A 26,739-nucleotide genomic window follows, 5' to 3' on the forward strand; every position below is an offset into this window, starting at 1 on the left:
CGCTACCGCAGGCCCTCTATTTGGCAGCAAGCCGCGTGACCTTTCTGGCTGGAAGACGCCCGAGAACCCGGCCACGCGCGCAGCGCACCGTGGCCGATACGGCCGGGCGTTCGATCCACCCTGCCGCTTGCCGGAGTCGCCGCGTTTCGTACCGTGTGGCCTAGCGGGCGATATTCACGCCGCCGTCGACCACCAGCGTCGAGCCCACCACATAATCCCCGGCGCGGGAAGCGAGATAGATCGCGGCAGCGGCCATGTCTTCGGGCTCGCCGATACGACGCGAGGGAATACGGTCGGCGATCTCGTCGCCGTGGTCGCGGGCGACCTTGTTCATGTTCGAGGCGAACGCGCCGGGGGCGATGGCGCTGACCACGATGCCTTCGGGCGCGAGGCGCACCGCCATGCGCTTGGTCAAATGCGCCAGGCCAGCCTTGGAGGCGTGGTAGGAATAGGTTTCCTGCGGGTTGAGCGACAGGCCATCGATAGACGCGATATTGATGATCTTCGCGAGCGGGCCGGCCGCGCGGGCTTCGAGCAACATGGGCTTGAACGCCTGGGCCAGAAAGAACGGCGCTTTCATGTTGAGATCCACCGCCTTGTCCCAGCCACTTTCGGGAAAGGTGTCGAACTCCGCGCCCCAGGCCGCACCGGCGTTGTTCACGAGGATGTCCAGGCTTTTCTCATGTTCGCCGTAGGCGGCCACCAGGCCGTGAATACCGTCCATGGTGGACACGTCGGCCGGCAGCGAGACACAGGGGCCGATCTCGGAGAGTTCCTTCGCGGTTTCGTCGCAGGCCTCCGCCTTGCGGGCGCTGATATAGACTCGCGCGCCCTGGCGCAGCAACCCTTCCGCGATCATGCGGCCAATGCCCCGGGAGCCGCCGGTAACGAGCGCACAACGACCTTCAAGCGAAAAAAGAGCGGCGGTATCCATCGCAAATCCTTTTATATGTCTGTTTATTCGATCGGCCTCGCACCCCGTGCACGGGCCAGACGATCGAGAGTGGCGAAGCGCTTTCTGGGCGTCAAACCCGCCCGGCTATTCGACACACCCGCTCGCTCGAGCCAAATGATCGGCGGCGCACGAGTCGTGTTCCGGCTCAGGTGCCGCAGAAGGTGCGTTGGACCACTTCCTCCGGCGCCGGCGGCCGTGCGTAGTCGGCGAGCTCGGGATGGTCTTCGAACGGGCGTGCAACCACCGCAAGCAGTGCCTCCAACGGCTGATAGTCGCCGTCCTCGGCGGCCTCGATCGCCTGCTGTATACGGTGATTGCGCGGAATGTAGGCGGGGTTGACGGCGCGCATGGCCGCGCGACGTGCTGCGTCATCGCGGGTTTCTTCGGCCAGGCGCTGGCGCCAGCGCGCGGCCCAGCCGTCGAACGCGGCCGGGTCGTCGAATAACGCACGCACGGCGTCATCGCGGCTGTCCGACGCCTGGCCCAGATCGGCCAGATGCCGGAAGGTCAGCGTGAAATCTGCGCCCTGCTCGGCCATGCACTTGAGCAGATCGTAGGCCAGCTCGGTGTCGCCCTCGCGGCGCTCCTGCAGCCCGATTTTGGCGGCCAGACCGTCGTGATACGTCTTTTCGAAGCGCTCGATATAACGTTCGAGCACCGCCTGGGCCTGCGCAATGGCTTTGTCTTCGTCGTCGTCCAACAGCGGCAGCAGGCATTCGGCGAAGCGCGCCAGATTCCACTGGCCGATACCGGGCTGCTGGTTATAGGCATAACGACCGCCGCGGTCGATGGAGCTGTACACCGTTGCCGGGTTGTAGTTGTCCATGAAGGCGCAGGGGCCGTAATCGATCGTTTCGCCTGCGATGGAGACGTTATCGGTATTCATCACGCCGTGGATGAAGCCTACGAGCAGCCATTGCGCGATCAGGTCGGCGGTGCGGGCGGCGACCGCTTCCAACAAGGCGTGATAGGGATTGTCGGCATCGGCGACGTGCGGGTAGTGGCGGTCGATGACGTAGTCGGCGAGCGCGCGTACCCCTTCGTTATTGCCCTGCCGATAAAAGTATTCGAACGTACCCACACGCACGTGGCTGGCGGCAACGCGGGTGAGTACGCCGCCCGGCTCGGCACGCATGCGAAGCACCGACTCGCCGGTCGCCACCATGGCCAGTGCACGGGTTGTCGGAATACCCAGGCCGGCCATGCCTTCGCTGACGACGTATTCACGGATCACGGGCCCCAGGGCGGCGCGGCCGTCACCCCGGCTGGAAAAGGGCGTGCGCCCCGCGCCCTTGAGCTGGATATCACGACGCGCGCCGTTGCGGTCGATGATCTCGCCCAACAATACCGCACGGCCGTCGCCCAGCACGGGCGAGAAGTTGCCGAACTGATGCCCGGCATAGGCCATGGCCAGGGGCTCGGCCCCCTTCGGCACGCGATTGCCGGCCAGAATATCGAGCCCTGCCGGGCTTTCGAGGGCCTGCGCGTCGAGACCGAGCTGCTCCGCGAGGGGCCGATTGACCCGAATCAGTCTCGCCGCCGCTACGGCGGTGGGCATCGCGCGGGCGTGGAATTCGCTCGGCAGTCGGGCATAGCTATTGTCGAGCACGAACGGCTCGGCGGCAGCGGTTTCGGTCATGGCAATGCCTCCGCGGCAAAGGATGTCGCAAGCGTCATGTCGAGCGCCTGACTCGACTCAACGTTCTCAACAATGCGGGCCTTGAGCGCGACGTTCAACGGCTGGGTATGGGTGTATCAACGTGTACGCAGACATCGCGCACGCGCCGCGGCACGTGCGGGCCGCGGCCGACGGCGGTCGAAAACCCAGGGCGTGTACGACCTCGAACAATCGTGCTATCAAGCCTGCTGTATACACCCGCCCGGATAAGGACGCCCCATGGCACTCACCCCCGAAGTCGCCCGCGTGGTCGCGAAGATGCGCGAAGCGGAAATCGCGTTCACCGATCTCGGCTTGGCTGAAGCGCGCCAGTTCTATATCGATACGCTGGCGGCGAGCGGTGGCGAGCCGGTGCCGATGGACGAAGTCTTTGAACATGAGCTCGCGCTCGCCGACTGTCGCCTGGCGGCGCGGCGGTACCGCCCGCAAGGCCTGGCCGAAGGCGCGGCGCCCACACTGGTGTACTTTCACGGCGGCGGCTGGGTGCTGGGGGATCTGGAATCGCACGACCGTATTTGTCGGCAACTGGCGCAGCGCGCCGGCTGCCAGCTTGTGGCCGTGGATTATCGCCTGGCGCCAGAACATCGCCTGCCGACCGCCTCGGAAGACGCGATCGCTGCCTACGGTTATCTGGTGGAGAACGCGGCCGCGTTCGACATCGACGACCAACGCCTCGCAGTGGGCGGCGACAGCGCGGGCGGCCATCTGTCGGCCGTGGTCGCCCTGGCCGCGCGCGACCAGGGCTGGCCACTGGCCCTGCAGGTGTTGATCTACCCCGCCACCGACCTGCGCGAAGCCGCCGGCCAGTATCCATCGAAGGTTCGCAACGCCAACGTGCCGCCGCTCACCGCCGAGCTCATGGCCTGGTTCGGCCAGCGCAGCGCAGATGCCGGTACCGACCCGCTCGACTGGCGGGTGTCCCCCGTTCTGGCGTCGACCCTGGAAGACACGGCGCCGGCGCTCGTCATTACCGCCGGCGCGGATGTGCTCATGGACGAAGGCGTGCTCTATGCCGCACGCCTGGCGGACGACGGCGTCGACGTCGATCATGCCCACTACCCCGGCGTGATTCATGGCTTTATCGAAATGCATGCCTGGCTGGCAGCGACCGGCGACGCAATGGACCGCGTCGCCGCGGCGGTGCGTGCGCGTCTGGGCATCGTCGGCTAGACCCTTCATCACCGGGCCACCGTCGGTTTCGTTCGCGACAACTTGCGCCCCACGCCGCGGCTCGGCTTTGCATGGCTGCCAGGCCGCGACCCATTGCGACGCGCTATCTGTGCCGCCTAGACGGGGCGCGCATGGCGCGGGTTAAGATCGGCCTGCCGATCCAACCACCTCGATTGCCGATGAGACCGCACGCCCTGTTTCGCGCGAGCCTGTTCTTGGGCCTGCTGTTCGCTGCGTGCCAGGGGCTTGCAGCGGAATACGTCATCGAGCGGATGAAGGACAACGTGTATCGCTTCACGGCCGGCAACTACCGCTCGGCCTTCATGGTGACCGATGCCGGCATTATCGCCACCGATCCGCTCAACCCCCGGGCCGCGGCCTGGCTGAAGGACGAACTGGACCGGCGCTTCGATGTGCCTCTGCGCTACGTGGTTTACAGCCACAACCACGTCGATCACAGCTATGGTGGGCAGGCGCTCGATGGTGACGGCGTGCATTTCGTCGCCCATCGGCTGGCCCGCGCCGACCTGGTACACACCCGGGCGGATACACGCATTCCCGATATCACCTTCGACAACGAAATGACTTTGTACCTGGGCGAGGCCCGCGTAGCGCTGCGCTATCACGGCGTCAACAACGGCCGCGGCTCGGTGAGCATGCACTTTCAGCCCGCGAACGTGATGTACGTTGTCGACTGGATCGTACTTGGCCGCATGCCCTACAAGAACCTCAAGGGCTACGATATTCAGGGCATGATCGACAGCACCGAGGATATTCTCGCGACCGACTTCGAGCTGTTCATCGGTGGCCATGGCGACGCCGGCGACAAGGCAGACGTTGCCCGCTATCTCGCTTATCTGAACGCGCTCTACGACAGCGTGCGCGACGGCATGCTCGCAGGCCGTTCGCTGGCGCAGCTGCAGGACGATATCCGCCTGCCCGAATTCAACGATCTGCGCATGTACGACGCCTGGCTCAAGCTCAATATCGAAGGCGTGCACGACACGCTCATCGATAAGTCGTATTTCGATATGCGCCCTGATGTGCCCGCCAATTGAGCCCACGCCGCGTGCGCATGGCAACGGCCCTGATCGGCCTGATGTTGATCCTGGCCGGTACCGGCTGCGTGTCGGTGCCGCCCACGCGTGCGATCAACGGCGACGGGTTTTCTGCACCGGCCTTGGCGCCTGAGCACATCGCGCTGATCAGCTGGAACATCCAGAAGCACAAGGGCGCAGGCTGGCCCGCCTTCGCCAGGCGGGGCACGGCGGCACAGCGGTTCGAGACGACCAGCCTGCTGTTGCTGCAGGAGGCCTGCGAGCCCCGGCAAAACCCACAAGACGCGCTCGGCGCGGCCTTTGCGGCGGCCGACCTTGGCTGGGTGTTTGCACCGAGCTTCCGGTCTCGCTTTCTCGGCTGCGGCGGCGACCAGGCAACGGGCGTACTGACCGCTTCCTCGGCACGGCCGGTCTCGCGTACTGCCCTGCTGAGCCAGAATCGAGAATTCGGGATCACGCCCAAGTCCACGCTCGTTACACGCTATCGATTGGCCGGTTCGGCGGATACGTTGCAGGTGGTCAATACCCACCTGCTCAACTTCGAGTGGCGCAGCCTGAACGATTACACACAACAGGTCGGCGCCATTGGGCAGGCGATTGCGGCACACGACGGGCCCGTCATCCTGGCGGGCGATCTGAACACCCGCAACGCCGCACGCCAGGCCGTCGTGGACAGGATGGTCGCCGCGCACGGTTTGAAGCCCGTCTTCGGCAAAGCCCTCGCGGGCCGCACGAAAGCCATCATCGGCGGCGATCTGGCGCTGGACCATATCTATTATCGCGGTCTTCGCGTGGTCGAAAATGGCGTTGTGGGTCACGAGTCCGACGCGGCCATATCGGACCACAACAGACTGTCGGTTGGTTTTACGGTCGATTAGCAGCGCGACTAGAGAGCACGCCCCGATGCCCACAAGCAAGCTACCGCTCGCTGCCAGAGAGCCGGCGCCGATCTACGACGCCGTAAACGCGCTGGCGCTGGGTTACTGGATGGTGATCGTTGTCAGCGTTTTCGTCGCCACCGCCTGTATCTGGCGAAGTCGAAGCAACCCGCTTGCCAAGATGATACTGACGTTGCTGCTCGCCGGTGCGATACAGCTCGCGGTTGAATTTCGCCCCTGACGCATCCGAGCGGCTTGTATACCCAATGTCTGCCGGGGATTTCATACCCAACGCTATGCCTTCTCCCCCTGCCCTCGCTTTGGCTTTGGCTTTGGCTTTGGTTTTGGCCGCGCGCGATTCAACATTTTAGGCTCGTTTACGTGCCGAGCCGAGTCGGGCTTAGTGGCAGTCTTCTGCCAGAACCACGCGATTGCGCCCACCCGTTTTGGCGATATAAAGCGCAGCGTCGGCCTGGCTCAGGAGGTCGTGGCTGCGGCGCCGGTTGGGGCCGGCCACGCTCACACCGATGCTTACCGTCACCCCGGGCGTTTCGCCAGGCTTCGCCTCGAAACAGACTTCGGCGACGGTCTTGCGTAAACGTTCCGCGACCGTAAGTGCCTGCACCGCGGTGATGTCGTATAGAACCGTGGCGAATTCTTCGCCGCCGAGTCGGGCGAACAGGTCACGACGCTTGATACGCGCACCGCAGGCGCTGGATATGGCACATATCACCGCGTCTCCTGCCGGATGTCCATAGCGGTCGTTGATCGTTTTAAAGTGATCGATATCCAGAAGCAGTAACGCTATGCGGCTGTCGTGCGTCTCGTATTGGGCCAAGGCTTCGTTGAGTGCGGCCATCAGGCGACGACGGTTCGGAAACCCGGTCAGTTCGTCGGTTTCGCTCAAGCGCCGCAGCCGCTGCTCCATCTCGTGGCGGCTGGTGATATTGCTTGCCAACCACAGCACCGCGCGCTCGCCGTTGACGAGCGAGCGTAGCGGCTGCACCCGCCCTTCGAAGCGAATGGGCGCAGCCGGTCCTTCGCTTGGGTCAACGCCGGCCACGTCGGCGGCTGCCAACTCGTATTCGACGATACGCAGACAGTCCGCGGCCAGCGTCGCCCGGATTTCGGCCAGAAACCAGTCGGCCCGGGCCGGCGGCAACACGTCGTAGAGACTGAAGTCCACGAGACAGGAGCCGTCGTGATAATGATCGCGATCCTGTCCGCCAAAGATCGCGGCATAGCGACCGCTCTCGGTGAGCACAAAAACAGGGTCCGGCAGCGCGGCAAGCGCCTCCTCCATGAGTTGCGTCGTCCGCCGGTCGAGATTTTTGATGTGGATACCCCGAAGGTTCAGATACCTGAATCTGCCCCCTCTTCGATCCGTCTGCAAGTAGCGCGCCCGCTCGCTTTGCTCGGGCGCGCCTCCACACCGTTGCGGGGCATGCGCTAAGCGACGACCCGGTTGCGCCCGCTGGACTTGGCTTGGTAAAGCTTTTCGTCGGCGATGTGCAGCATGGGGTCGAGCTGTTCGCCCGGGCCGGTAGAGCTGGCGACGCCGATGCTGGCGGTGAGATAAAGCACGCAGTCGTTTTGCCGACAGCGCAGCGCCTCGATCGCCTCACGCAGACGTTCGGCCAGCTGCCTTGCCGCGCCGTTGTCGGTATGCGCCAGCAGGACACAGAACTCCTCGCCGCCCAGACGGCAGGCCACATCTTGCGAGCGCGTGTGTTCGCTTAGCGTCCGGCCGACCTCCCGTAGCACCGCGTCGCCCGTGGCATGGCCGTAGTCGTCGTTTATGCCCTTGAAGTGGTCCAGGTCGAGCATCAATACCGATACCGGATATGCACCTGCGTTTGCCAGGCGCCGGAACGACTGCTCCAGCTGCGCCCGGTTGGGCAGCCCGGTCAGTGAATCGGTGAGCGCCTGCTGCGAGAGCTGTCGTTCCGCGGACTCGCGGCTCGCCTCGTAGAAGTAGGAGAACAGGTAGGTCCAAACCGTCACCGCCGCGATATTGGCCGTGGCGCCGGGGGCCTCCAGGACCGAATCGACGCCGAAACGCCACAGGAACAGGCCCGCCGCAATCGCCAGATACAGCCCGGAGGATAGGCCGCCCAGCCGGCGACCGAGCAGCAGATGGGCGGTGAGCGGCATGACCATCACCCAACTGAATACCGTAACCGACGTGGTGGGCAAAGCCAGCGCATACAGCGTAGCCGCGTAGATGGATACCAGATAGCAAAGACACCAGCGGCGCAGGTGGTGGGTAGTACGAACCACGGGCAGCATGGCCACCGCCAGCACAGCAATGGCCAGATCCACGGCCATCAGGCCATAGCGGCCGGCGTTGAGGTTCACGACAACGAAAACCAGACCGAACAGTGCCGTAACCGTTAATAGCAGGCGCAACAGATGACGGCGATGGCGATACGACAGCGGCATGCCGTAATCGGGCGAGGCTGGGCTCATGGCTCTCACTGGCGATACACGGCGCATATGCGCGTCCCGGTATAACGCGTCGGTTATCGGCCGTCGGCGCGATTGTTTAAGTTTTTCATCGGTAAGGAACAATGCCCGCTGCGGGCAACGCAGACGGCGATTGCGGGTGTGAATCGCCCGCAAATGCCGGAAGCGACGTTTTGACCTACCGGAAAACGGCACGAACGCGGCGATCGCCGAGCATGTCTATCGCCAGATCCGGCCCTCGCCGTTCAGCCGGCCACGGACCATCATCGAAGCGTCGATGCTGATGCCGTCGGCGGACGCTGGGGTGGCCCACGGCGAAAGAAGAGCCGGTAGAATCGCGCCATCGCCCGCCTGCCCCGTATCCCGACCATGCCTTACCGCCATTACCCTGTCTGGCTCACCCTGCTCGTCGCTGCGAGCCTGCTTGCCGGCTGCGTGGGCATTCCCAAGGGCACAAGCGCGGTTGAACCCTTCACGCTGGATCGCTATCTCGGCCGCTGGTACGAAATCGCGCGCCTGGATCACGGCTTCGAAGAAGGTCTTGACTGCGTGACGGCAACTTACAGCACCCGCGACGACGGCGGTGTCCGGGTCGTGAACCGCGGCGTGGACCTCGACGAGGGCAAGCCCGACGAGGCGATCGGCCGAGCCTATTTCGTGGACGGCGAAGACCGGGCGCGCTTGAAAGTCAGTTTCTTCGGCCCGTTTTACGCCGGCTACAACGTACTCGCACTCGACGAGGGCTACCGAACCGCCATCGTGGGTGGGCCGAACCGCGACTATCTCTGGATCCTCGCGCGCCGGCCGGAACTGCCCTCGGCCGAACGCGACGCCTGGGTGAGCCGTGCCCAGGCGATGGGTTTCGACACCGCCGCGCTCGTCTACCCTGAACAGGGCGAGGTCTGTGCGCCCTATCGCGAGTCCTAGGGCGTGCACTCGCGCGACGACGACCGACCGCAGTACGCGGCGCCGCGCATGGGCTCGGCCGGCCACATCCGGTAATCGTCGCCGCTAGCCGCCGTAGACAATGCCCGCGCCGGGCCCCAGCGGCAGGCCCAACGTCATCCAGACGATGAGCAGCAGCGTCCAGAACACCAGAAAAGCCAGCGAGAACGGCAGCATGATCGATATCAGCGAGCCGATGCGTATGTCTTCGTCGTAGCGCTGCGCGTAGGCAATGATCAGCGCGAAGTAAGGCATCAGCGGCGTAATGATGTTGGTGGAAGAGTCGGCGACGCGATAGGCCATCTGGGTGAGCTCCGGTGAATAGCCGAGCTGCATCATGATCGGCACGAACACCGGCGCGAGGATGGCCCACTTGGCTGAGGCACTGCCGATGAACAGGTTGACGAAGCCCACGATCAGCACGAACAGAATCAGCAGCGGCGCCCCACCCAGGCTGATCGCCTGCAGCGCCTGGGCGCCATAGACGGCCATGAACACGCCAAGATTGGATTCGGCGAACCAGGCCACGAACTGGCCGGCGGTGAACGCCAGGGCGATGAACATGCCCATGCTGGCCATGGTCTGCGACAGATTCTCGGCCACGTCGCGGTCGTTCTTGATCGCGCCGATCACGATGCCGTACACCAACCCCGGCACGAAAAACACGATCATCAGCACCACGGCCAGCGAGTCCATGAACGGCGAGCGCACGATGCCCCCGCCCTCGCCGCGCAGCGGCGCGCCAGGCGGCACGACCAGCAACGCGAGCAGCGCGATGGTGACGAGCAGCGCGATACCAGCCCACTTCATGCCGCGCTTTTCCTCGGCGGTGATGGCCGTGCTGGAGCGGTCGTGCCCGCCCTGTTCGTCGTTGCGATAGTCGCCCAGCCGCGGCTCGACCACGAACTGGCTGACCAGCGTGCCGACAACGGCGAGGAAGAAGGTCGAAACGATGATGAAGTAGTAGTTCATCGCCAGATTCATCGCATCCGCATAGGTCGGGTCGATGGTGCCGGCTGCTTCGATGGTGAGCTGGCCGAGGTTGACGTCCACCGCGGAGAGCAACAGGTTGGCGCTATAGCCGGCCGAAACGCCGGCAAAAGCGGCCGCCAGCCCGGCGATGGGGTGGCGCCCGAGGGCGAGAAATATCATGGCACCGAGCGGCGGCAGCACCACATAGCCGGCGTCGGCGGCGACGCTCGACAGGATGCCGGCGAACACAAGACCGAAGGTGATGAGCGATTTCGGGATCGACAGGATAAAACCGCGCAGCAACACGCTGATCAGGCCGGTGCGCTCGGCCATGCCGATACCGATCATGGTGGCCAGCACAACGCCCAGCGGCGCGAAGTTCATGAAGTTGTCGACCAGCGACCCGAAGATATAGCGGATACCTTCGCCGGAGAGCAGGTTCTCGATCGCCACCGGCGCGCCGCCGCCGGGCGGCGATACCGTCATGCCCAGCTGCGACAGCAGCGCCGAGACGATCGCCACAATCAACGCCAGCAAAGCGAACAACGGCACCGGATGCGGCAGACGGTTGCCCGTTCGCTCGATTCGGTCGAGCATCCGCTGGAGCAGATTGCTCGGTATTCCCCGCTCGTTCATCGTTTGATCCCCCGATGCGTTGGCGATATCGCGCTGACGGCGCCGTGACTGTGGCAACCAAAGCAGCGGCGCTGTTAGACATTACCGCGAGCGCCCGCTGGGCCCAAGCGCCTTCGCCACTACGGCTCGTGGGTCGCTCGCGGTTCGCCGTGACGCCACGTCCAACCAAAGCGAGCACAGCATCGGCGTGCGCGCAGGCGCTAATCAACCCTGAAAATCATCTATGTTTATAGTCGATTGATAATAGCGCCATTACGGCAGCTCGCTGTTGTGGCGCTTTGAATCAACAGCTTGTGGCTCCTCTGGCATCATGAGCTTTGATCGATTTATCGCCCATGCCCAATCTGAGGAAGATACGTCATGCTGATGGCCGCAGCCGCCGTCCTCGTCGGCCTTGCCGTACTGATCTGGAGTTCGGAACGCTTCATCGAAGGTGCGGTGGGTACGGCCCATCACCTGCGCCTGCCTTCGTTCATCATCGGCACCGTGATCGTGGGTATCGGCACCTCGGCGCCGGAGTTCCTGGTGTCCGGTCTTGCGGCCTGGCAGGGCCAGCCCGGGCTGGCCATCGGCAACGCTTACGGTTCCAACATCGCCAATATCGGTCTGATTCTCGGCGTCGCACTGTTGTTATCGCCCATGGCGGTCGGCGCGGGCATCGTACGCCGGGAGATGGCGCTGCTGATTGTCGTTACGCTGATGTCGCGCTGGCTGATCGGCGACGGTTCGATCAGCCGCTTTGACGCGCTGCTGCTGGTGCTGCCCCTGATCGGCTATATCGCCGTCGTCGCCTTTGAAGCCCACCGCAACCCGGCGCACGCAACGGCCACGGCACCCACGCCTGACGATACGCCCAGCGACGTGCCGCCATTCGGCCGCTCGCTGGTTTGGCTGGCCGTTGGTTTGGTGCTGCTTCTGGCCAGCTCGCGCCTGCTGGTATGGGGTGCAAGCACCATCGCGGGCGCGCTCGGCGTGAGCGATCTCGTCATCGGCCTGACCGTCGTGGCCATCGGCACCTCGCTGCCCGAACTGGCCTCGTCGATCAGCGCGGTCCGTCGCCGCGCTTACGACCTGGTACTGGGCAACGTCGTCGGCTCCAACCTGTTCAACACGCTGGGCGTGGTCGGCGTGGCCGGGCTCATCACTCCCATCGACGTGGATCCGAGCGTGCTTAGTCGGGATTGGCCGATCATGCTGGGGCTGACGCTGTTGCTGCTGGTCTTTGCAATGCGCTTTGGCAGCCGCCCCGCCCATCTGAACCGTATCGAGGGCGGCGTGTTTCTACTCTCGTTCGTCGCCTACACCGCATGGCTTGTGTTCGGCGCATTCACCGCCGCCGTTTGAAGCCGGATGCGAGGTAAAACCGCAGCGCGCATACCGCTTGTGGCCGCGCCACATACGCGCCACGCTAAGCAGGCCTTTTTGCAATCGCCCGGTATATCGTGAACTGCCCCTGCCAATCCGGCGCGCATTATGACGAATGCTGCGCGCCCTACCACTGCGGAATGCCGGCCCCTACGCCGGAGGCGCTGATGCGCGCCCGGTATAGCGCCTATGCGCTGGGCAACGCCGCGTACGTCAAGACCAGCTGGCATCCCGACACGCGGCCGCAGACCCTGGATCTGGCCGGCGGCGATCGGTGGCTGGGCCTGAACGTACTCAGCAGCGATGCCCATGGCGACACCGGAGAGGTGCATTTCCGTGCCACCTGCCGGAACTTTGAGGGCTTCGCCGTGCTTGAAGAGCGCTCGCGCTTTTTACGCGAACACGGCCAGTGGTTCTATCTCGACGGCGACCACGCGGTACATGCACTCAGGCCCGGGCGCAACGACCCCTGCCCCTGCAACAGCGGCCGCAAGTTCAAGAAATGCTGTGCCGCCTGAAGACGGTGAGCCACCGCCCAGTCGAATTACCCATTCGCCAGGGAGACAGGGGATCGTTCGGCGTTAACGCACCTACGCGAACACACAGCCGCCTCGGCTGACGGCGAAGACGCGCTTGAGAATAGACGACGCACGGCAAACTGCACCCCTGCGACGCGGCTGAACACAGCGAACCCGGTCACCTGATCTGCTAACCGATGCATACGTCGTCTATCCAATCAGCAGGCAAGCCAGTTGGCCTGCCGTATCCTATTGCGCGGTCACCGAATACCCGTCGCGCGGGAAATGAACGTGCAGCAGACCGAAGTGGTCGGTATCGCGGGCAAGTACCACCCGGTCCGCGGTGACCGCGACCAGTCTGCCCGTGACCGGCACCTTGCCGTAGTCCGCGGGTGCTACCTTCACGGTCGTACCGATCGGCGCGGGCGTATCGGCCACGCTCTCCGGCAACGGCCGGGGTTCGGCGTCACGTGCTGCGGCAAAGGCTCGTTCCTGCGTGATTTCTTCACGCTGTCCATGGCCGATTTCGCCCACACGCTGATACCAGGCCTCGACTTTCGGCCCTGCTTCGAGCGGGCGGCGATTGCAGGCGGCATAAAGCCATAGCGGGTGAAAAGTCGCAAAATCGGCGACCGACGGCGCATCGCCGCCGACCCATGCATGCGTTTCCAAGCGCGTTTCCAGATTGTCGAGCAGCGAATTCAATTCCGCTCGGGCCTTGTCGCCCTGCGGCGCGCGCACCGTGCCGCCCTTGACGAGATCCATGCGGTCCTTGATGAACTTGACCGCGCCAATCGGCCCGAACTTGAGCAGCATGGTCCCCAGCAGACGCGGCGTGGGAACCGCGCCGATAGCGGCGAAGAACGCTTTTTTCTGGGCCTGCTCCATGAGTGCGGCGGCCTCGGCGTCGACGTTCGCCGGGTCCAGCTCGGGGCAATCGAGCATCTCGGCCAGTTCGGTTGCGATGAGCGCGGTATCGCAGAAGATATCGGCACCGACCTGGGCCACGGGAATACGGCGATAGCCACCGGTGAGCGGGTCGAGATTCGGCCGTGGCGGCTGCACCGGCGACAGCATCGACGACCAGCTTGCGCCGGCCAAACCGAGCATCAGCCGGACCTTTTCGGCATAGGGCGAGCTGTCGTAGTGATGCAGGATCAGAAAATCATTCATGACGGGCGTTTCTCAGTAGTTGCAAAGCGCGCGGGATGGCAATGACCGCTGTGTTGCCGAGTGCCGCGTGGCACTCGGAACGTTAACACGCCATCTATGGTGACGCCCGCGCGCCGCGAACACGAGCACGCACCCAATCGGCATCGGCTCGCAGCAAGCAGGAATCCAACCTTCGACATGAATACCGGGCGTTTTTTTTACCTGCAGCCACAGCACAAGACAGCCGCTTGAACCGCCGATGGCAACGCGCTTTAAACCGATAGCCGGCTGTTACGGCTAGGCCGCCACCGGTGCGTTTGGCGGCCGAAGGCCGGACTCGTTCGCGGCGACCGCCGGCTGCACGTACGCCCAATCACGCTCGGTAAGCGGCGCCAGCCCGTGCGCGCTACGGGCCCGGTCGCACTGCGGGCTGGGCTGGCCGAACTCCCAGCTGGCGGCGACGTCACGGCATACGCTGGGACGCTGGTCATAAATCGTACAGCGGGCGTGCTGGCCGATATCCGCAGACAGCGCGACACAGCGCACCGGGCCATTGCGCGTTCCTTTCATTACCAGGCGATGGGGATCGAGCGTTTCCGTAAGCGCGGCCGGTACGCCGATGCCGTCGGACCGCTCCGTTTCAAGCCAGTGAAACGCCACACGAAAATGCGCACAGCACGCGCCACAACTCAAACACGGATGCATGATGATGGGTACCCACGCTGCCCCGGCAGCGTCTCGATTGGCCGAATTATGAGCGACTTCCAGGCGCCGGTCGATAGGCCCGCGCGGTCGCCGGCCGCAAGACATCAAGAATCGGCAGAGGACCGGAGAGCGCGGCGCCGACAGCGCTCGGCGTTTGCACCCGCTGTCGTGGCCAACGCCTGCCGGTCGGCCCCGGCCCGCGCATCCGGATTTGCCCTATTCGACTGCGCCCACCGCACGGCTCACGGCCGCGGCGTCGCTGTATTCAGCGTCGGGCAACGCTTCGATCACGGTACGCACACCCAGGGTGGCCCCCTGTTGTTCTGCATGCTCGGCGAGCTGCTGCTTGCTGGCGGGATACGCCACCCCGCTCAGATAGGTCTGAATTTCTGCCGCGCTCGCGTGGTCGGGACGGGCCATGGGTCACTCCTCGGGAATAAAGCGACACCTTGCCAGCCATGACCACGCCAGAGCCAGCCGAACCCGCCGTGCCGGCCGCCGAGTACCGTTTGCCCCTGGTCCGCGTCTCGCCGCCCCGCCGATCACGGGCGGCCCAGCAGCATGCGCAGCGTATCGCCGTTGGCAACCAGGTCGTTCAGGTGATAACCGTCGAGCACCTCGAGGAACGCCTGCTGGGCCTCGGCGAGCGCGCGCTTGAGCGTGCAGGCCGGATCGATCGGACAAGTGGAACCCGGGCCGAAGCATTCGAGCAGACGCAGATTCTCGGTCTGGCGCACGAGCGCGCCGATATTGATCGATTCTGCGGGTACGGCCAGTGCGATCCCACCGCCACGCCCGCGAAAGCTGTCCAGATAACCCAGCTGGACAAGCGTCTGGGCCACCTTGGCTAGATGATTGGCGGAAATGCCGTAGCGCGCGGCCGCATCCTGTACCCGCGCCGGCGATTCGTCCCGGCGTACCGCCACGAAAATGAGCAGACGCAGCGCGTAATCCGTATGCGTGGTGAGCTGCATGTGCTTGACCCCAAATCGGTAAACTATATACTTATTTTAAACAGGTAAATCAGATGCCACTTTAGGAGTGCAGCCATGCTCAGCGAACAACAGACGGCAACGATCAAGGCCACGGCCCCGGCCCTGGAGGCCTGCGGCGAGACGCTGGCGCGCGACATGTATGCCCGCATGTTCAAGAACAACCCCGAAGTAAAACCCTACTTCAATCCCGCCCATCAACAGTCCGGGCGCCAACAGCGGGCCCTGGCGTCGGCGGTGTGTGCCTATGCGCAGTACGTCGACAACCCGGCCGCGCTCGCGGATGCGGTGGAGCTGATCGCCAACAAGCACGTGTCGCTGGGCATTCTCCCCGAGCACTATCCGATCGTGGGCAAGAACCTGTTGGAAAGTATCGAAGCCGTCATGGGCGATGCCGCCACGCCCGAAGTGCTCGATGCCTGGGCGGCCGCCTATGCCCAGCTGGCCGATATCTTCATCGCGCGCGAGCACACGCTTTACGACGCGCAACAGCAGCGCTATGGCTGGACCGGTTTGAAGCCGTTCGTGGTGGCCCGGCGCGAGCCAGCTTCGGACAATATCCTGTCGCTTTATCTGGAGCCGGAAGACGGCGCACCGCTGGCGGCCCAGCGGCCCGGGCAGTATGTCGCCGTGCACAGCACGTTGCCCGATGGCACTACGGCACTGCGAAACTACAGCCTGTCGAACGCGCCGGGTACGCCCTACTACCGGATTAGCGTCAAGCGCGAGGACGCTCCCAGCGACGCAGCGCCGGCCGGCGTGTTCTCGCACTATGCCCACGACCAACTCGCCGTGGGCGATCGCGTTCGGCTAAGCCCGCCCTGCGGGGAGTTCACCCTGGCGCCGGTCCCCCAGGACGGCCGCGCCCTGGTGTTGCTGGCGGGCGGCGTAGGCATTACGCCCCTTCTGTCGATGCTGCATGCTGCCCTCGCCGCGGCGCCGGATCGCCGCGTGGTTCTCGTTCAGGCCGTACGTAACGAAGGTCTGCGCCCGTTCGCGGCTGAACTGGCAACGCTGGTCGAGGCCCACCCCAACTTCGAGCTGCACGTTCGTTACAGCGAGGACGCACCCGAGACGGTACCCGCAGCAGCACAGGCGAGCCCGGGTTTCATCGACGACGCGCTAATGGATGCCGTGGTCGGCGATAGGCCCGCCGAATACTACTTCTGCGGGCCGAACCCCATGCTGGCGCATGTATGCCGCATGCTCGACGCACGCGACGTTGGCCGCGAACATATGCACTACGAGTTCTTCGGCCCGGCCGATTCGCTGGCGGCCGCCTAACGTCAGCGCTGACGGGCGCTTCGCCTCGGATCGCGGTCGGCGCGTACGGGCGACGTACTCGACAAGAAGCCATTGATCCATGGGGTATGCCGATGCGTGGATTTGGCCGCGGTGGGCGATCGACTGCATCGGCGCCCTGGCCCTTGGTGGCATCAGCGGTAAGGCAAGGTCCGCTAAGGGCGTGTCGAACCGGCTGCCTGGGGCGCGTCGTCGGTATCCCGTGCCGTATCGTCCAGCCCGTGTGTGCGTCCGCTGCGGTCCTGCTGCTCGGCGTCGTTTTCCGGCGGGTTGGCGTAGTACCCCGAGTCCTCGCGGCCGGGATCCAACTGGCTGCGATCGGCCGCAACACCGGTATCCGGCGTCGGCGTCGTTGTCGCGCCGGCGCCCTCGGCCATGACCGCTGGGGCATCGGCGGCTGGCGAAGCGGCGGTTTCGGCGGCATGCGCCGCGCCCACGGCCAGCGATGCGCCCAGGGCAAGTAGGGTTGTACGAGCGATCATGGATAGCCTCCCGGAGTAACAAGGAACGCGCGCACGCGTCGGGCCTGGGCCGCCCATGAAAAAGGCGGTCACTGAAGACAATGACCGCCTTTCGCTGAAGTTGCCAGCCCGGTCGGGCCGGCGGCTTCGCCGGAAGCCGCGTTTATGTCTGCGGCTCCATCGCATAGCGCAGCACCGCCGCCACGCCCGTGTCCGTGGGCATCATGTGGCCCGGCACGAACTTCACGTCGCCGTCGCTGGCGATGACGAACTCGGCGACCTTGTCGAGCACGTCGTCGGTGTAGCCGTCGCCCGCCCCGCCGTATGCGATACGGCCGTTGCTATCGACCGAGCCTTCGACGCGGGCAGTCTCGTCGATCAACAGCGTATCGATCTGGCCGATGGTGGCCGAGTAGGCGACATCGTCGAGCGCGCTGGCGCCTTCCTCGTGCGCGGCGCGTTCGTTGTAGCGTTCGATGACCTGTTCGATGTTGTCGCGGGTCGCACGCTCGGCGATCTCCCAGGCCTGTTCGCCGAGATTGCTCTGGCGGATGGCCTCGAACGGGTCGTGATTCAGCCCGTTTTCGAGCAGATTGGGGTGCTCGCTGACTTCGCGATACAGCCCCTGATGCTCGGCCACGGCGGCCAGCACGAGCGGGCGAATCGTCTTGCCGTGGTAGGCCCGGATCGCCTTGTCGACTTCCTTGAAGTAGTTCTTCAGATCGGTGCTGTTGCTGCCGGCGCTCTCGGAATCCTTGCGGTTGGGCGAAGTATCGGGCTTGCCGAGTGCGTCGCCCATGCCGCGCGGCACCTCGCTATGCAGATCCACTTCGACGATCGCGTCCTGATTGGCATCGTAGAGCGCCACATCCTGCACGCTCACGCACAGCACCTGATAGTCCATCCAGTTGGAGGCTGCGCGCAGCGCCGGACGCAGATGGAACGAATCGGCCACGATGCCCTGGGCTTCGGCCGGACGGGTCATCATGCGGCGCACGGTAAGGCGCTCGGGCGAGGCGAATACGGCCAGCCCGTATTGCTGGTGCGTCCAGAACACCTCGTTGGCGCCGACGGATTCAAGCTGTTCGAGCAGCGCATCGCGTTCGTATTTGTCCATGTCGCGCTGTTCGAGCGCTTCGCCTACCTTCTTTACCTGGTCCTTGTAGAGGATGCGGTTTTCTTCGCGGTAGTTGGATACCGGCGTGGTCGGCACATAGATGGTCACGCAGGGCGATTCGTCGGCCAGCGTGAGCGCGCTGATATCGCGCCATTGCAGCATGGGCGCATGGGTTTCCGGGCTTTCGTTATATTTGGCATCGGTCATGATGATCGATCGGTCTCCAGACGTTGTTCGTATCGTGTCCTTGCTTACAAGGCCGTCGGTGCTGGTCCGCTGCGCTTTTTTCAACCGTTGATTTCGGTTCCCGCACTGGCGGTCAGCCGATAGCCGCGGGCAAACGCGGCACCGACCCACGTTTTTGCAACCGCTTCATGGCAAAGTAAGCGCCGTTTTTCCGACCCGGCGCGTTGAATGAATCGCTTCTCCGATACCGCTTCCGCCTCGCCGCTGACCAATCCCCTGCTGCTGGTGATGGTGCTGGCCGCGTTCACGAGCGTGCTCAACAACAGCATGGTGAACGTCGCCATTCCGACCATCAGCACCGGGCTTAACGTCTCGCCCAGCCTGTCGGGGTGGGTGATCACGGCGTTTTCGATCGTGTTTGCCACCGGCGTGGCGCTGTATGGGCGGGTGTCCGACAGCTACAGCTTCCGGCTGACTTTTCTCTCGGCGCTGGTGATCTTCGGCATTGGCTCGTTGACCTGTGCGCTCGCCCCTAGCTTTGGCTGGCTGGTCGCAGGTCGAGCGGTTCAGGCGGCCGGTGCCGCCGCGATTCCCTCGCTGGCATTCGGTTCGGTCGCCCGGCTGTTCGCGCCGGGCAAGCGCGGCGTGGTGTTCGGGACGCTGTCTTCGGCCATCGGGCTCGGCGCGGCTACCGGGCCGCTTATTGGCGGGCTTGGCGTGAGCGCCTTCGGCTGGCGCGTGCTTTTCTACGGCACGTTGACCGTGATCTGCCTGCTTTTCGTTGCCGCCTGGCGTTTCCTGCCCGACCTGAACGCCGAACGCGCACGCCAGCCCCATCGCTTTGCCCGTCTTGACCTGCCGGGCGGCCTGCTGCTCGCACTCGGCGCGGCCGCGCTGCTGTTTGGCGTGACCGCGGCCAACCATTCCGGGCTGGCCGCGCCCCAGGCCTGGGGCGCGCTGCTGCTGGCAGCCGCTCTGATCGCCCTGTTCGTGTGCCGTATCCGCACCGCGCGCCATCCATTCGCCCCGCCTGCTCTTTTCGGCAACCGCCAGTTTCTCTCGGCCGCCGCGATCGCCCTGCTCTCCCAGGCTGCGTTCATCGGCGGCGGTCTGTTTCTCACCCCGCTGCTGCTTATCAACCAGCTGGGCCTGAGCGCATTCGAAACCGGCCTGGTCGTTGCGCCGGGCGCGATTGCCGTTGCCCTGCTGGCGCCCACGATCGGGCGTCTGTCCGACAAATTCGGCCCGCGGCCGGTGCTGGGCATCAGCCTGACCTGGCTGCTGTGCGGGCTGTTATTCATGTCGTCGTTCGCCGTGGGCGCGGCGCCCTGGATGGTGACCATCGCGCTGGTGATCGCCAGCATTGGCTATGCGGGTGTCACCTCACCGGCGGCGAATGCGGCATCCAAGGCGTTGTCGCCCGAGATCGCCGGGGTGGGTTTCGGCATCTATCAACTGTTCTTCTTCATGGGCGCTGGCAGCGGTGCGGCGGTGTTCGGTTCGGTGCTCACCGCGCGCCAGCAGCAGGCCGCGCCGGCGTTGAATCCGCTCTACGAAGGCGCAGCGGCCACCGCCGCATTCTCGGATGCGTTCCTGGTCGCCTGCACGGCCGTGCTGATGGCCATGGTGTTGCTGGTCGGGCTCGGGCGAGGCGTAGCCGCCACCCCGGCGTCGACGTAGGCCAGGCGTTGCGGCGACGCTGCACTCGGGACTGGCTTTATGCCACCACGTCAGTATCCGATCGATCGTAGTAAACCGTCTGGTCGCGCCCCCGGCATTTGGCTTCATAAAGGGCATGGTCGGCACGCTCCATCCAGGCCTTGATGCTGGTGGCCGGCTCGAACGCAACGCCGCCGCTGACTCGGACCGGGCCATACTCGAGGGGTTGCGCCGCAAGCTGCGCGCGCAGGGTTGCATCCACTTCTTCCACCTCGGCCTGTCCCGCGCCGGGCAGCAGCACCGCGAACTCCTCTCCACCGCAACGCCCGGCGGTGCCGCCGCGTGCGTCCACGATCTCGCGCAGCACGCGCGAGAAAAACTTCAGCGTGGTGTCGCCATAAACGTGGCCGTGGCTGTCGTTGACGTTCTTGAAGTGGTCCAGATCGTAAATGATGAGCGCGCCATGCTCGGCCGGCGTCGGGTCGGCCTTGCGACAATAGGCATCGGCCAGAGCATAGAACGACCCGTGGTTGAACAGGCCGGTCAGGCTGTCACGCAGACCGGCCTCACGCAGTTTTTCTGCATACTCGTTGAGCAACCGGTGCTCGCTTTCGAAACGGCGAAAGAACCCGGTCACCATCACCAGCAGCAGGATCACACAGATCGAGTAGGTCGCTGCAGCATCGATGGCATGGGCCGCCTCCGACGGATAGGGCTCGATCCAGTCGGGGAAGCGATAATCCAGCCAGATCAACACATACGGCACGACCAGGAACAGCATCGCGATCAGCAGTCGTTGGACGGGGGCAACCAGCAGCAGGCAGAACGCATAGCCGCCCACCGCCAGGAAGAGCAGCAGGCTCGGCCCCTGGGTGCCCTGGTTATAGAACCAGTTGAGCGGGAGCAGGCCGATGGCCACCAGGCAGCTGGTCACCATCGCCGAATGGCGGGCATTGCGCCCGCGCCGCAGATGCGCCCACATGGCAAGCATGCCGGCCCCGATGATCGTGACCAGCACGACATAGACCATGTCGGTCAGACCGGCAGAATAATTGAGTATCGCCCCGCTGAAGCAGCCGACCGCGGCACAGAATAGAAAGCTTCGATTCATGCGCTGCTCGGGCGAATGCGTATCGCCTTCGATCAGCCGATGCCAGTGATCCAGTAACCCATGCCCCGATCCGTTTTCCGATCGCACGTCAAACCGCCCCCCGCCTGTGCCGTCGCTCGTCCCCTTCCCCTGCCGGCCAAAACACCGACAACGCAATCATACCGGTGCTGACTTTTTGGCGACGCGACGCAATCCTGCCCACGGCTGCGCCGATCGGCAAGACCCGGGCGCGAGCGGGTTGCCGCGCTTACCCACGAAGCACGCGAGCGGATCGCCCGTCCGATAGCGGATGCGCTCTCAGCGCGCCTATAATCGCACCGTCAATAAACAAGCGGCGGATGCCATGCATACCGATCGATTCGCTCTGTCGACGGCCGGCCTTCTTGCGGGCACGCTCATGCTGGCCCAGGCCGGGTGTGCAGGCACCGGCATGAGCACCGCCCAGTCGCCGGCGGTGCCGGCCGTCGAAATCGCCTGTAGCGACACGCCAGCCGCTGAATTGGCGGACGATGCCCGCAGCTACACGCTGCCCGACTCCGGCGGCAAGCTGTGGCTGGTGCCGTGCATACGCGGCGCCTACCAGACGAGCTACAACGCGGTATGGGCCCCCGCCGATGGCGCGCCGCGCCGCCTGCTCTTCGCGCAGTGGCGCAACGACAGCTGGACCGGCACGGCGGACCTGTTCGATCCCGAGTTCGACGCCGAGTCCGGCGTGCTTTCCGACCGATACAAGGATCGCGGCATCGGCGACTGCGGCGGCGCGCGCCGCTGGCACTGGGACGGCTACGACTTCCGGCTGGTGGAATATCGTGCCCGAAGCGAATGCAACGGTTCGGCCGCCCCCTTCCCGGTCATCTTCGAAGCCCCTGCCCAGCCTTGATAGACCGGCATGAAACCGATGATTTTTCGGGCTGATCACGCGTGTGTGCGAGAGCGCGCACGCTCCGGCCAACGGTTATGAAGCCATTGGGCCAAAGCACGCACAGGTACCGGCGTTTCTTTCGATGGCGTTGCAACAGCTCACGCATTCAGCTGGATTGGTGCCGGATCAATAGTCCCGACCGGGTGGCTGCGCGGGGTGCCAAACGTTAGGGCCACTCCGCCGCGCAGTTGGGCGTTTCCCACACGACGATCCGCACCAGGCGGGCCCGGCCCGCGCTGCGTACGGCCACCCGCGGCGCCAGGCGTTCGAACCAGTGGCGCGCCAGGTTTTCCGCGGTTGGCGGGACGCCGATTACGTAGAGCTTTGTGCCCAGCGCGGTATCGTCCGGCAGGGCGAAGCCCTGTTCGCGTACCACGGCTTCGAGCGCCTGCGCGAATTCGGCCGGGTCGGTGCCGGCCGGCGTAAACAGGGCCAGCAGGTCGGTGTCCGCCACTTCGGCGATGAAGCCGTGATCGCAGGGGCTATCGATCTCGCCGAGCATTTCGTCCTTTAGAAAGGCGAAATCCAGCACCATGCCGGCCTGCTCGCCCGTATCGGCCAGCTCACCGGCCTCGCAGACGGCTTCCACGGTATAGCGATGCCCGTGCAGATGACGGCACTTGCTGCCGTGCAGGCGTATGCGATGGCCGGCGTCGATGCCGATCTGGCGACGGATACGATAGGCGGCGGTCAAGACGTCTCCAAACAGGTACTCGAATGACTGCGGGCGGCGACCGTATCCCGGCTACGGCTGTAGAAGAATACGGCGCCCTGGGCGCTGTCATTCTACGCAAGCCACGGCAACCACGGATGACGCGACAGGCCTGCTACCGATGTCGCCCCGGTACGAAAGCGCCTTATCCGACGGCCCGGCCGAGGCTTTGCGCGGCCACGACCAGCGCTCAGGCGATGCCGATCATCTTGTGGGTCTGTAGCGACAGCCGCCACTGCGGCCGGCTTAGCGCGGTTTCGATACAGGTGGCCACGTTCGCTTCGCGGGCCGGGCCATCCATGGGCTGCAGATAGAAGCGATCGAAGGCCAGCGTTTCGAACTCTTCCAGGGCGAAACCCGGCTGCGGCCAGACCAGCTTGAGCTCGTTGCCGTGGGTCTGGACCAGGGTACTGCCCGCCTTGGGACTGACACAGACCCAGTCGATGGCCGCCGGCGCGTTCAGGGTGCCGTTGGTTTCCACCGCGATTTCGAAGCCCACTGCATGCAGCGCGTCGATAAGCGGTTCATCGAGCTGAAGCAAGGGCTCCCCACCGGTGCAGACGATATAAGGCGTACCGCCCGCGTTCGCGGTTTGGTCCCAGAGTTCGCGCGCGCGCTCGGCGAGCGCTTGCGCATGCTCGAAACGGCCCCCGCCGGGCCCGTCGACGCCGACGAAATCGGTATCGCAGAACTGGCAGATCGCCTTGTGCCGATCCTTCTCTCGCCCGGTCCACAAGTTGCAGCCGGCAAATCTGCAGAACAACGACGCGCGGCCGGTCTGTGCGCCCTCGCCCTGCAGGGTGAGAAACATTTCCTTGACGGCGTAGCTCATCGCTTATCGGCCCCGGCAGGCTCGTGGTGTCGCGTTTTAGCGCGGCGGGCTCGGGCAGGCATGGTGAATCTCTGGACAGCGTGACCGGCGCGCAGTGTAACCCGGCCGGGTTCGCCCGCTCGACGCCTGCAGGCCGTTGTGCCGCCGCAGATCGCTGAAGCGGCACCGGCCCGGGCAAGCGTGTTCAGGACCCGCAGGCTCGATTGATCCGCGACGCGCTCGAGCACCGCGAATCAGACAGGGCTGTTCGAACGCGAACGCGGCGCACGCTTGCGACGCCTGGTTCCGGGCAACGCCGTGAACAAAATCGACCGGCGAGCCCGACCACGGATCGTAATCGCGGGCATTTCAGCCGGCGGGCCGGCGCAGGATGTCGGCCACCGCATCGCTGCGGTAGAAGTCCTCGAGGTGGCGGCGCAGCATCGGCTCCAGCATGCCGCGTGCCTTGAGCGCATGGACCACCTGGGGCACGAATCGCATGCCGTCGCGCAGGATCATATCGCGGGTCACCCCGATATCAGCCAGCAGGTCGGTCAGCGTTACGTCGCGATAGGTCTCGAAGAACACTTCCACGCCGTTTTCGATGAGTTCGCGATAAATCGGCGTGCGGCGCAGGCGCTGCCAGTATTCGTAGCCGATCACGAACAGTTCTTCGATATCGAGCTGACCGGCGAAGTCGCGCACCGAGGCCACGGAGCGATGCTTGTGGTCGTCCCAGAAATCGAGCACGGCCTGGCGCAGTTCGTCGGACTCGAACGCCGCGCGCAGATAGGCCTCGCTAAGCCGGATGCCGCTGCGCGTATAGCGCTCCACATAGGCACGAATACCGCGCTCGACGGCCGCTCCGAGCCGGGCCGGCGCACGATCGAGTAACGCCCGCCCCGCCTTCATCGCAATCCCCGACCCTGGCACACGCCGAGCCATACGCTGGCCCTCGGCAAGATAGCCGCGCAGCCCCGAATACAGCAGCTGGGCCACCAGATTGGCGAACACCGGGTTGGCAACAGAGTGATGGATGACCTCTTCGCGCAGCCGCTGCATTTCCAGCAGCTTGTCGAGCAGCTCCTCGAACTCGCGATCGGGCAGCAGTTCTGCCAGCGTGGTGCGTTCGTGCACCGGATGTTCGTAGATCGCCGCGGCGATATCGCCCACCAGCACCGGAATACCGCCGCCCAGTTTCATATCGGCGGCGTAGTCGATCGCGGTTTGCTTGACCGCGGCTTCGCTGACGACATCGCCCAGGCGCAGCCGTGCGGCATCGGCGAGTACCCAGTCGACGCGCCGCTGGTACTCGCGTTCGAGCGTTTCGCCCTGCAGGTGTGCGGCCAGATACGCGACGTGGGCGTCGAGCAAGGCCTGGGCCCGGGATCCTGCGAATTCGTCAGCGTCCATTGGTGTCGTCCGTGTCCTGCAGGAGGGTCGCGGCAATGTTATCAGCAACGGCTGACACGCTGGCCCGGGCCCGACCACGCCGCAACCTGTCACCGATAATAAGCCGCCACCGACGTGTGCTGCGCCAGGTTGGACGGTCGATACGGCTTGACGACATCGGCATGGGCGACCGCCGGTGCTTGAAATCGCTTCAGGACGCTGTCGTGCAACGGGGCGCCGACGGGCACTTGGCGTCGCTTTTCCGGCCAGGTGAGCCGATCGTTCGTCCACCGCCGCAGCCAGCGAGGCTGCATGAATAAAAGATGCTTGCGTTCATCGTGCTGCAGCCCCAGGGCATCGGGAAAGCGAAACAGCAGGTCGTGTCGTATCGCGACGGCGCCGGGCATGGCGGCTTCGAGTTCCGACACCATCCAGTCGAGCGTTATATCCGAAAGCCGTGATTCATGTTCGGGATAGCTGCCACCAATATCCGAATGATTGCCGGCAAACCAGAGCTGTCGCATCCAGTCTTCGCGGCCCTGCGCACGATGCCATGCCATATCTTCCGGGCGTCCCCATTCGACCCGGGCAAAGTTCGCTCTTGCTTCGTCGATCGACTGTGCGTGCCGCAGAAAACGCACGTCGCGGTCGATATAGCGGTCGTAGTGCTTTCCTGTCCACAACGCGAAATGCCCGTGGCGAAAGGCGTCTACCCAGTCGATCGGGTGCCACCAGCGCAGGCGCCGGTTCGGGTCCTCGTAGAAATACTTGAACTGGCGAAACAGCACCCGCACCGCCAGCAGGCTGGCCAGCAGCGCGGGCACACTCATCAGCAGCGCCGCCCAACCACCCAGCCATAGCCAGCCGGTAACGGCCGTTGCCATGAGCAGCAGCGCAAACCCTGCCGCGAGTGCGATGGCAGACCGGCTCTGCAGCGCGGCCACGGTATCGAACACGCCCACAAAACACGGCTGCACGTTGCCCTGCGGCTCGCCGCCCGAGCCGCGGCCGTTACAGCCATATTTGTCACGGAACCGCTGTGCCTTGGTTTCGCGCTCGTACTGATAGCGCGCGCGTTCCTTGCCGGCGCCGTGGTTGTACACATAGCGCACCGCATCGGCGGCGATCTTGCGTAGTCTCGGCCCGTAGCGCGGCACCGCGTGGCCGTCGCCATCGCGGGTCGGCACGCCACAGAGATTCATCACGTTGGCGAGCGCGCGCACGGTATAGGCACCGCGACTGAACCCGAACAACAGCACCCGGTCGCCCGGCTCATACTGGGCAATGACGGCCGCATAGCAATCGATGACGTTGTCGTCGATGCCGGTACCCAGCGCCGACGACAGCACGTCCCGTATGCGCTCGCGCTTGCTGCCGCGGCCCTCGCTTGCCCCCAGGCCCGGATCGTAGAAGGCGAACTGCTGGTTCGGGTCGATGGGCGAATCCGGCCCGGCCCGCATGGCCCGATACATCTTGTAGACGTTGGACAGCCGCTGATCGGGGCGTAGCCCGCCGATCTGACCGGTCCCGTCCGAAAAGATCAGTATGTTCTTTGCCATGCCGTCCCCCTTTCAGG

At 64.8% G+C, this 26,739-nt stretch carries 26 protein-coding genes; 10 read left to right on the forward strand and 16 right to left on the reverse strand.

Features of this window, described 5'->3' with window-relative positions; translation table 11 throughout:
- Positions 1 to 160 precede the first annotated feature (160 nt).
- Together ABNU97_RS05900 and ABNU97_RS05905 are read right to left on the reverse strand one after the other, a co-directional pair.
- The gene (locus ABNU97_RS05900) at positions 161 to 934 is read right to left on the reverse strand and encodes an SDR family oxidoreductase (RefSeq protein ID WP_348765821.1); all 774 of its coding nucleotides are present in this window, start codon (positions 932 to 934) and stop codon (positions 161 to 163) included.
- Positions 935 to 1,100: 166 nt separating this feature from the next.
- Positions 1,101 to 2,594, reverse strand: coding sequence for a protein adenylyltransferase SelO (locus tag ABNU97_RS05905; protein WP_348765822.1), 1,494 nt, complete (start codon positions 2,592 to 2,594; stop codon positions 1,101 to 1,103).
- 258 nt (positions 2,595 to 2,852) lie between these two features.
- On the opposite strand from ABNU97_RS05905, the gene ABNU97_RS05910 reads away from it, so the two are divergent.
- From ABNU97_RS05910 to ABNU97_RS05925, 4 genes are all read left to right on the forward strand, one after another.
- Complete coding sequence (locus ABNU97_RS05910) at positions 2,853 to 3,803, forward strand: alpha/beta hydrolase (RefSeq protein WP_348765823.1); 951 nt, start codon at positions 2,853 to 2,855, stop codon at positions 3,801 to 3,803.
- Positions 3,804 to 3,982: 179 nt separating this feature from the next.
- Positions 3,983 to 4,861 carry an MBL fold metallo-hydrolase gene (locus ABNU97_RS05915; protein WP_348765824.1) on the forward strand — a complete coding sequence of 293 codons (879 nt, stop codon included), beginning with the start codon at positions 3,983 to 3,985 and terminating at the stop codon, positions 4,859 to 4,861.
- Between the two features lie 17 nt (positions 4,862 to 4,878).
- Positions 4,879 to 5,739, forward strand: a complete 861-nt coding sequence (locus tag ABNU97_RS05920) for an endonuclease/exonuclease/phosphatase family protein (RefSeq protein WP_348765825.1) — start codon at positions 4,879 to 4,881, stop codon at positions 5,737 to 5,739.
- Between the two features lie 25 nt (positions 5,740 to 5,764).
- Positions 5,765 to 5,980 carry a hypothetical protein gene (locus ABNU97_RS05925; protein WP_348765826.1) on the forward strand — a complete coding sequence of 72 codons (216 nt, stop codon included), beginning with the start codon at positions 5,765 to 5,767 and terminating at the stop codon, positions 5,978 to 5,980.
- Positions 5,981 to 6,139: 159 nt separating this feature from the next.
- On the opposite strand, the gene ABNU97_RS05930 is transcribed toward ABNU97_RS05925, so the two are convergent.
- On the reverse strand, positions 6,140 to 7,042 hold the full coding sequence (locus ABNU97_RS05930) for a GGDEF domain-containing protein (RefSeq protein WP_348765827.1): 903 nt from the start codon (positions 7,040 to 7,042) through the stop codon (positions 6,140 to 6,142).
- Between the two features lie 146 nt (positions 7,043 to 7,188).
- Entirely contained in the window at positions 7,189 to 8,208 is a 1,020-nt protein-coding gene (locus tag ABNU97_RS05935) for a GGDEF domain-containing protein (RefSeq protein WP_348765828.1), read from the reverse strand.
- Positions 8,209 to 8,574: 366 nt separating this feature from the next.
- On the opposite strand from ABNU97_RS05935, the gene ABNU97_RS05940 reads away from it, so the two are divergent.
- Entirely contained in the window at positions 8,575 to 9,132 is a 558-nt protein-coding gene (locus ABNU97_RS05940) for a lipocalin family protein (protein ID WP_348765829.1), read from the forward strand.
- An 84-nt stretch (positions 9,133 to 9,216) separates the two neighbouring features.
- Here ABNU97_RS05940 and ABNU97_RS05945 read toward each other — a convergent pair whose 3' ends face one another.
- Positions 9,217 to 10,758: an AbgT family transporter gene (locus ABNU97_RS05945; protein ID WP_348765830.1), complete on the reverse strand. Its 1,542-nt coding sequence runs from the start codon at positions 10,756 to 10,758 to the stop codon at positions 9,217 to 9,219.
- 360 nt (positions 10,759 to 11,118) lie between these two features.
- Between ABNU97_RS05945 and ABNU97_RS05950 the strand changes: the two genes are divergently transcribed.
- Positions 11,119 to 12,102: a calcium/sodium antiporter gene (locus ABNU97_RS05950; protein ID WP_348765831.1), complete on the forward strand. Its 984-nt coding sequence runs from the start codon at positions 11,119 to 11,121 to the stop codon at positions 12,100 to 12,102.
- A 161-nt stretch (positions 12,103 to 12,263) separates the two neighbouring features.
- Positions 12,264 to 12,641: a YchJ family metal-binding protein gene (locus ABNU97_RS05955; RefSeq protein WP_348765832.1), complete on the forward strand. Its 378-nt coding sequence runs from the start codon at positions 12,264 to 12,266 to the stop codon at positions 12,639 to 12,641.
- Positions 12,642 to 12,890: 249 nt separating this feature from the next.
- On the opposite strand, the gene ABNU97_RS05960 is transcribed toward ABNU97_RS05955, so the two are convergent.
- From ABNU97_RS05960 to ABNU97_RS05975, 4 genes are all read right to left on the reverse strand, one after another.
- Positions 12,891 to 13,814, reverse strand: coding sequence for a glutathione S-transferase family protein (locus ABNU97_RS05960; protein ID WP_348765833.1), 924 nt, complete (start codon positions 13,812 to 13,814; stop codon positions 12,891 to 12,893).
- Between the two features lie 276 nt (positions 13,815 to 14,090).
- A complete protein-coding gene (locus tag ABNU97_RS05965) occupies positions 14,091 to 14,501 on the reverse strand; it encodes a YkgJ family cysteine cluster protein (RefSeq protein WP_348765863.1) in 411 nt (136 codons plus the stop codon).
- Positions 14,502 to 14,714: 213 nt separating this feature from the next.
- Positions 14,715 to 14,918 (reverse strand): DUF2795 domain-containing protein, encoded by a 204-nt coding sequence (locus tag ABNU97_RS05970; protein ID WP_348765834.1) that lies wholly within the window; start codon positions 14,916 to 14,918, stop codon positions 14,715 to 14,717.
- Between the two features lie 122 nt (positions 14,919 to 15,040).
- On the reverse strand, positions 15,041 to 15,472 hold the full coding sequence (locus ABNU97_RS05975) for an Rrf2 family transcriptional regulator (protein WP_348765835.1): 432 nt from the start codon (positions 15,470 to 15,472) through the stop codon (positions 15,041 to 15,043).
- Between the two features lie 75 nt (positions 15,473 to 15,547).
- On the opposite strand from ABNU97_RS05975, the gene hmpA reads away from it, so the two are divergent.
- A complete protein-coding gene (hmpA, locus tag ABNU97_RS05980; RefSeq protein ID WP_348765836.1) occupies positions 15,548 to 16,774 on the forward strand; it encodes an NO-inducible flavohemoprotein in 1,227 nt (408 codons plus the stop codon).
- 173 nt (positions 16,775 to 16,947) lie between these two features.
- Here hmpA and ABNU97_RS05985 read toward each other — a convergent pair whose 3' ends face one another.
- Positions 16,948 to 17,274 carry a hypothetical protein gene (locus tag ABNU97_RS05985; protein WP_348765837.1) on the reverse strand — a complete coding sequence of 109 codons (327 nt, stop codon included), beginning with the start codon at positions 17,272 to 17,274 and terminating at the stop codon, positions 16,948 to 16,950.
- Between the two features lie 142 nt (positions 17,275 to 17,416).
- Complete coding sequence (locus tag ABNU97_RS05990) at positions 17,417 to 18,577, reverse strand: hypothetical protein (RefSeq protein WP_348765838.1); 1,161 nt, start codon at positions 18,575 to 18,577, stop codon at positions 17,417 to 17,419.
- A 207-nt stretch (positions 18,578 to 18,784) separates the two neighbouring features.
- On the opposite strand from ABNU97_RS05990, the gene ABNU97_RS05995 reads away from it, so the two are divergent.
- Positions 18,785 to 20,236, forward strand: a complete 1,452-nt coding sequence (locus ABNU97_RS05995; protein ID WP_348765839.1) for an MFS transporter — start codon at positions 18,785 to 18,787, stop codon at positions 20,234 to 20,236.
- A gap of 37 nt (positions 20,237 to 20,273) precedes the next feature.
- Here ABNU97_RS05995 and ABNU97_RS06000 read toward each other — a convergent pair whose 3' ends face one another.
- The gene (locus tag ABNU97_RS06000) at positions 20,274 to 21,326 is read right to left on the reverse strand and encodes a GGDEF domain-containing protein (RefSeq protein ID WP_348765840.1); all 1,053 of its coding nucleotides are present in this window, start codon (positions 21,324 to 21,326) and stop codon (positions 20,274 to 20,276) included.
- A 343-nt stretch (positions 21,327 to 21,669) separates the two neighbouring features.
- Between ABNU97_RS06000 and ABNU97_RS06005 the strand changes: the two genes are divergently transcribed.
- The gene (locus tag ABNU97_RS06005) at positions 21,670 to 22,206 is read left to right on the forward strand and encodes a DUF1176 domain-containing protein (RefSeq protein ID WP_348765841.1); all 537 of its coding nucleotides are present in this window, start codon (positions 21,670 to 21,672) and stop codon (positions 22,204 to 22,206) included.
- A gap of 208 nt (positions 22,207 to 22,414) precedes the next feature.
- Here ABNU97_RS06005 and ABNU97_RS06010 read toward each other — a convergent pair whose 3' ends face one another.
- The 4 genes from ABNU97_RS06010 to ABNU97_RS06025 all read right to left on the reverse strand — a co-directional run bounded on the left by ABNU97_RS06010 (position 22,415) and on the right by ABNU97_RS06025 (position 26,722).
- On the reverse strand, positions 22,415 to 22,942 hold the full coding sequence (locus tag ABNU97_RS06010; protein WP_348765842.1) for a 6-carboxytetrahydropterin synthase: 528 nt from the start codon (positions 22,940 to 22,942) through the stop codon (positions 22,415 to 22,417).
- A gap of 208 nt (positions 22,943 to 23,150) precedes the next feature.
- A complete protein-coding gene (gene queE / locus ABNU97_RS06015) occupies positions 23,151 to 23,792 on the reverse strand; it encodes a 7-carboxy-7-deazaguanine synthase (protein ID WP_348765843.1) in 642 nt (213 codons plus the stop codon).
- 348 nt (positions 23,793 to 24,140) lie between these two features.
- Entirely contained in the window at positions 24,141 to 25,184 is a 1,044-nt protein-coding gene (locus tag ABNU97_RS06020) for a hypothetical protein (RefSeq protein ID WP_348765844.1), read from the reverse strand.
- 89 nt (positions 25,185 to 25,273) lie between these two features.
- Complete coding sequence (locus tag ABNU97_RS06025) at positions 25,274 to 26,722, reverse strand: DUF2235 domain-containing protein (protein WP_348765845.1); 1,449 nt, start codon at positions 26,720 to 26,722, stop codon at positions 25,274 to 25,276.
- Positions 26,723 to 26,739 lie beyond the last annotated feature (17 nt).

This window comes from uncultured Salinisphaera sp. (assembly GCF_964012375.1).
Taxonomy (GTDB): Bacteria; Pseudomonadota; Gammaproteobacteria; order Nevskiales; family Salinisphaeraceae; genus Salinisphaera.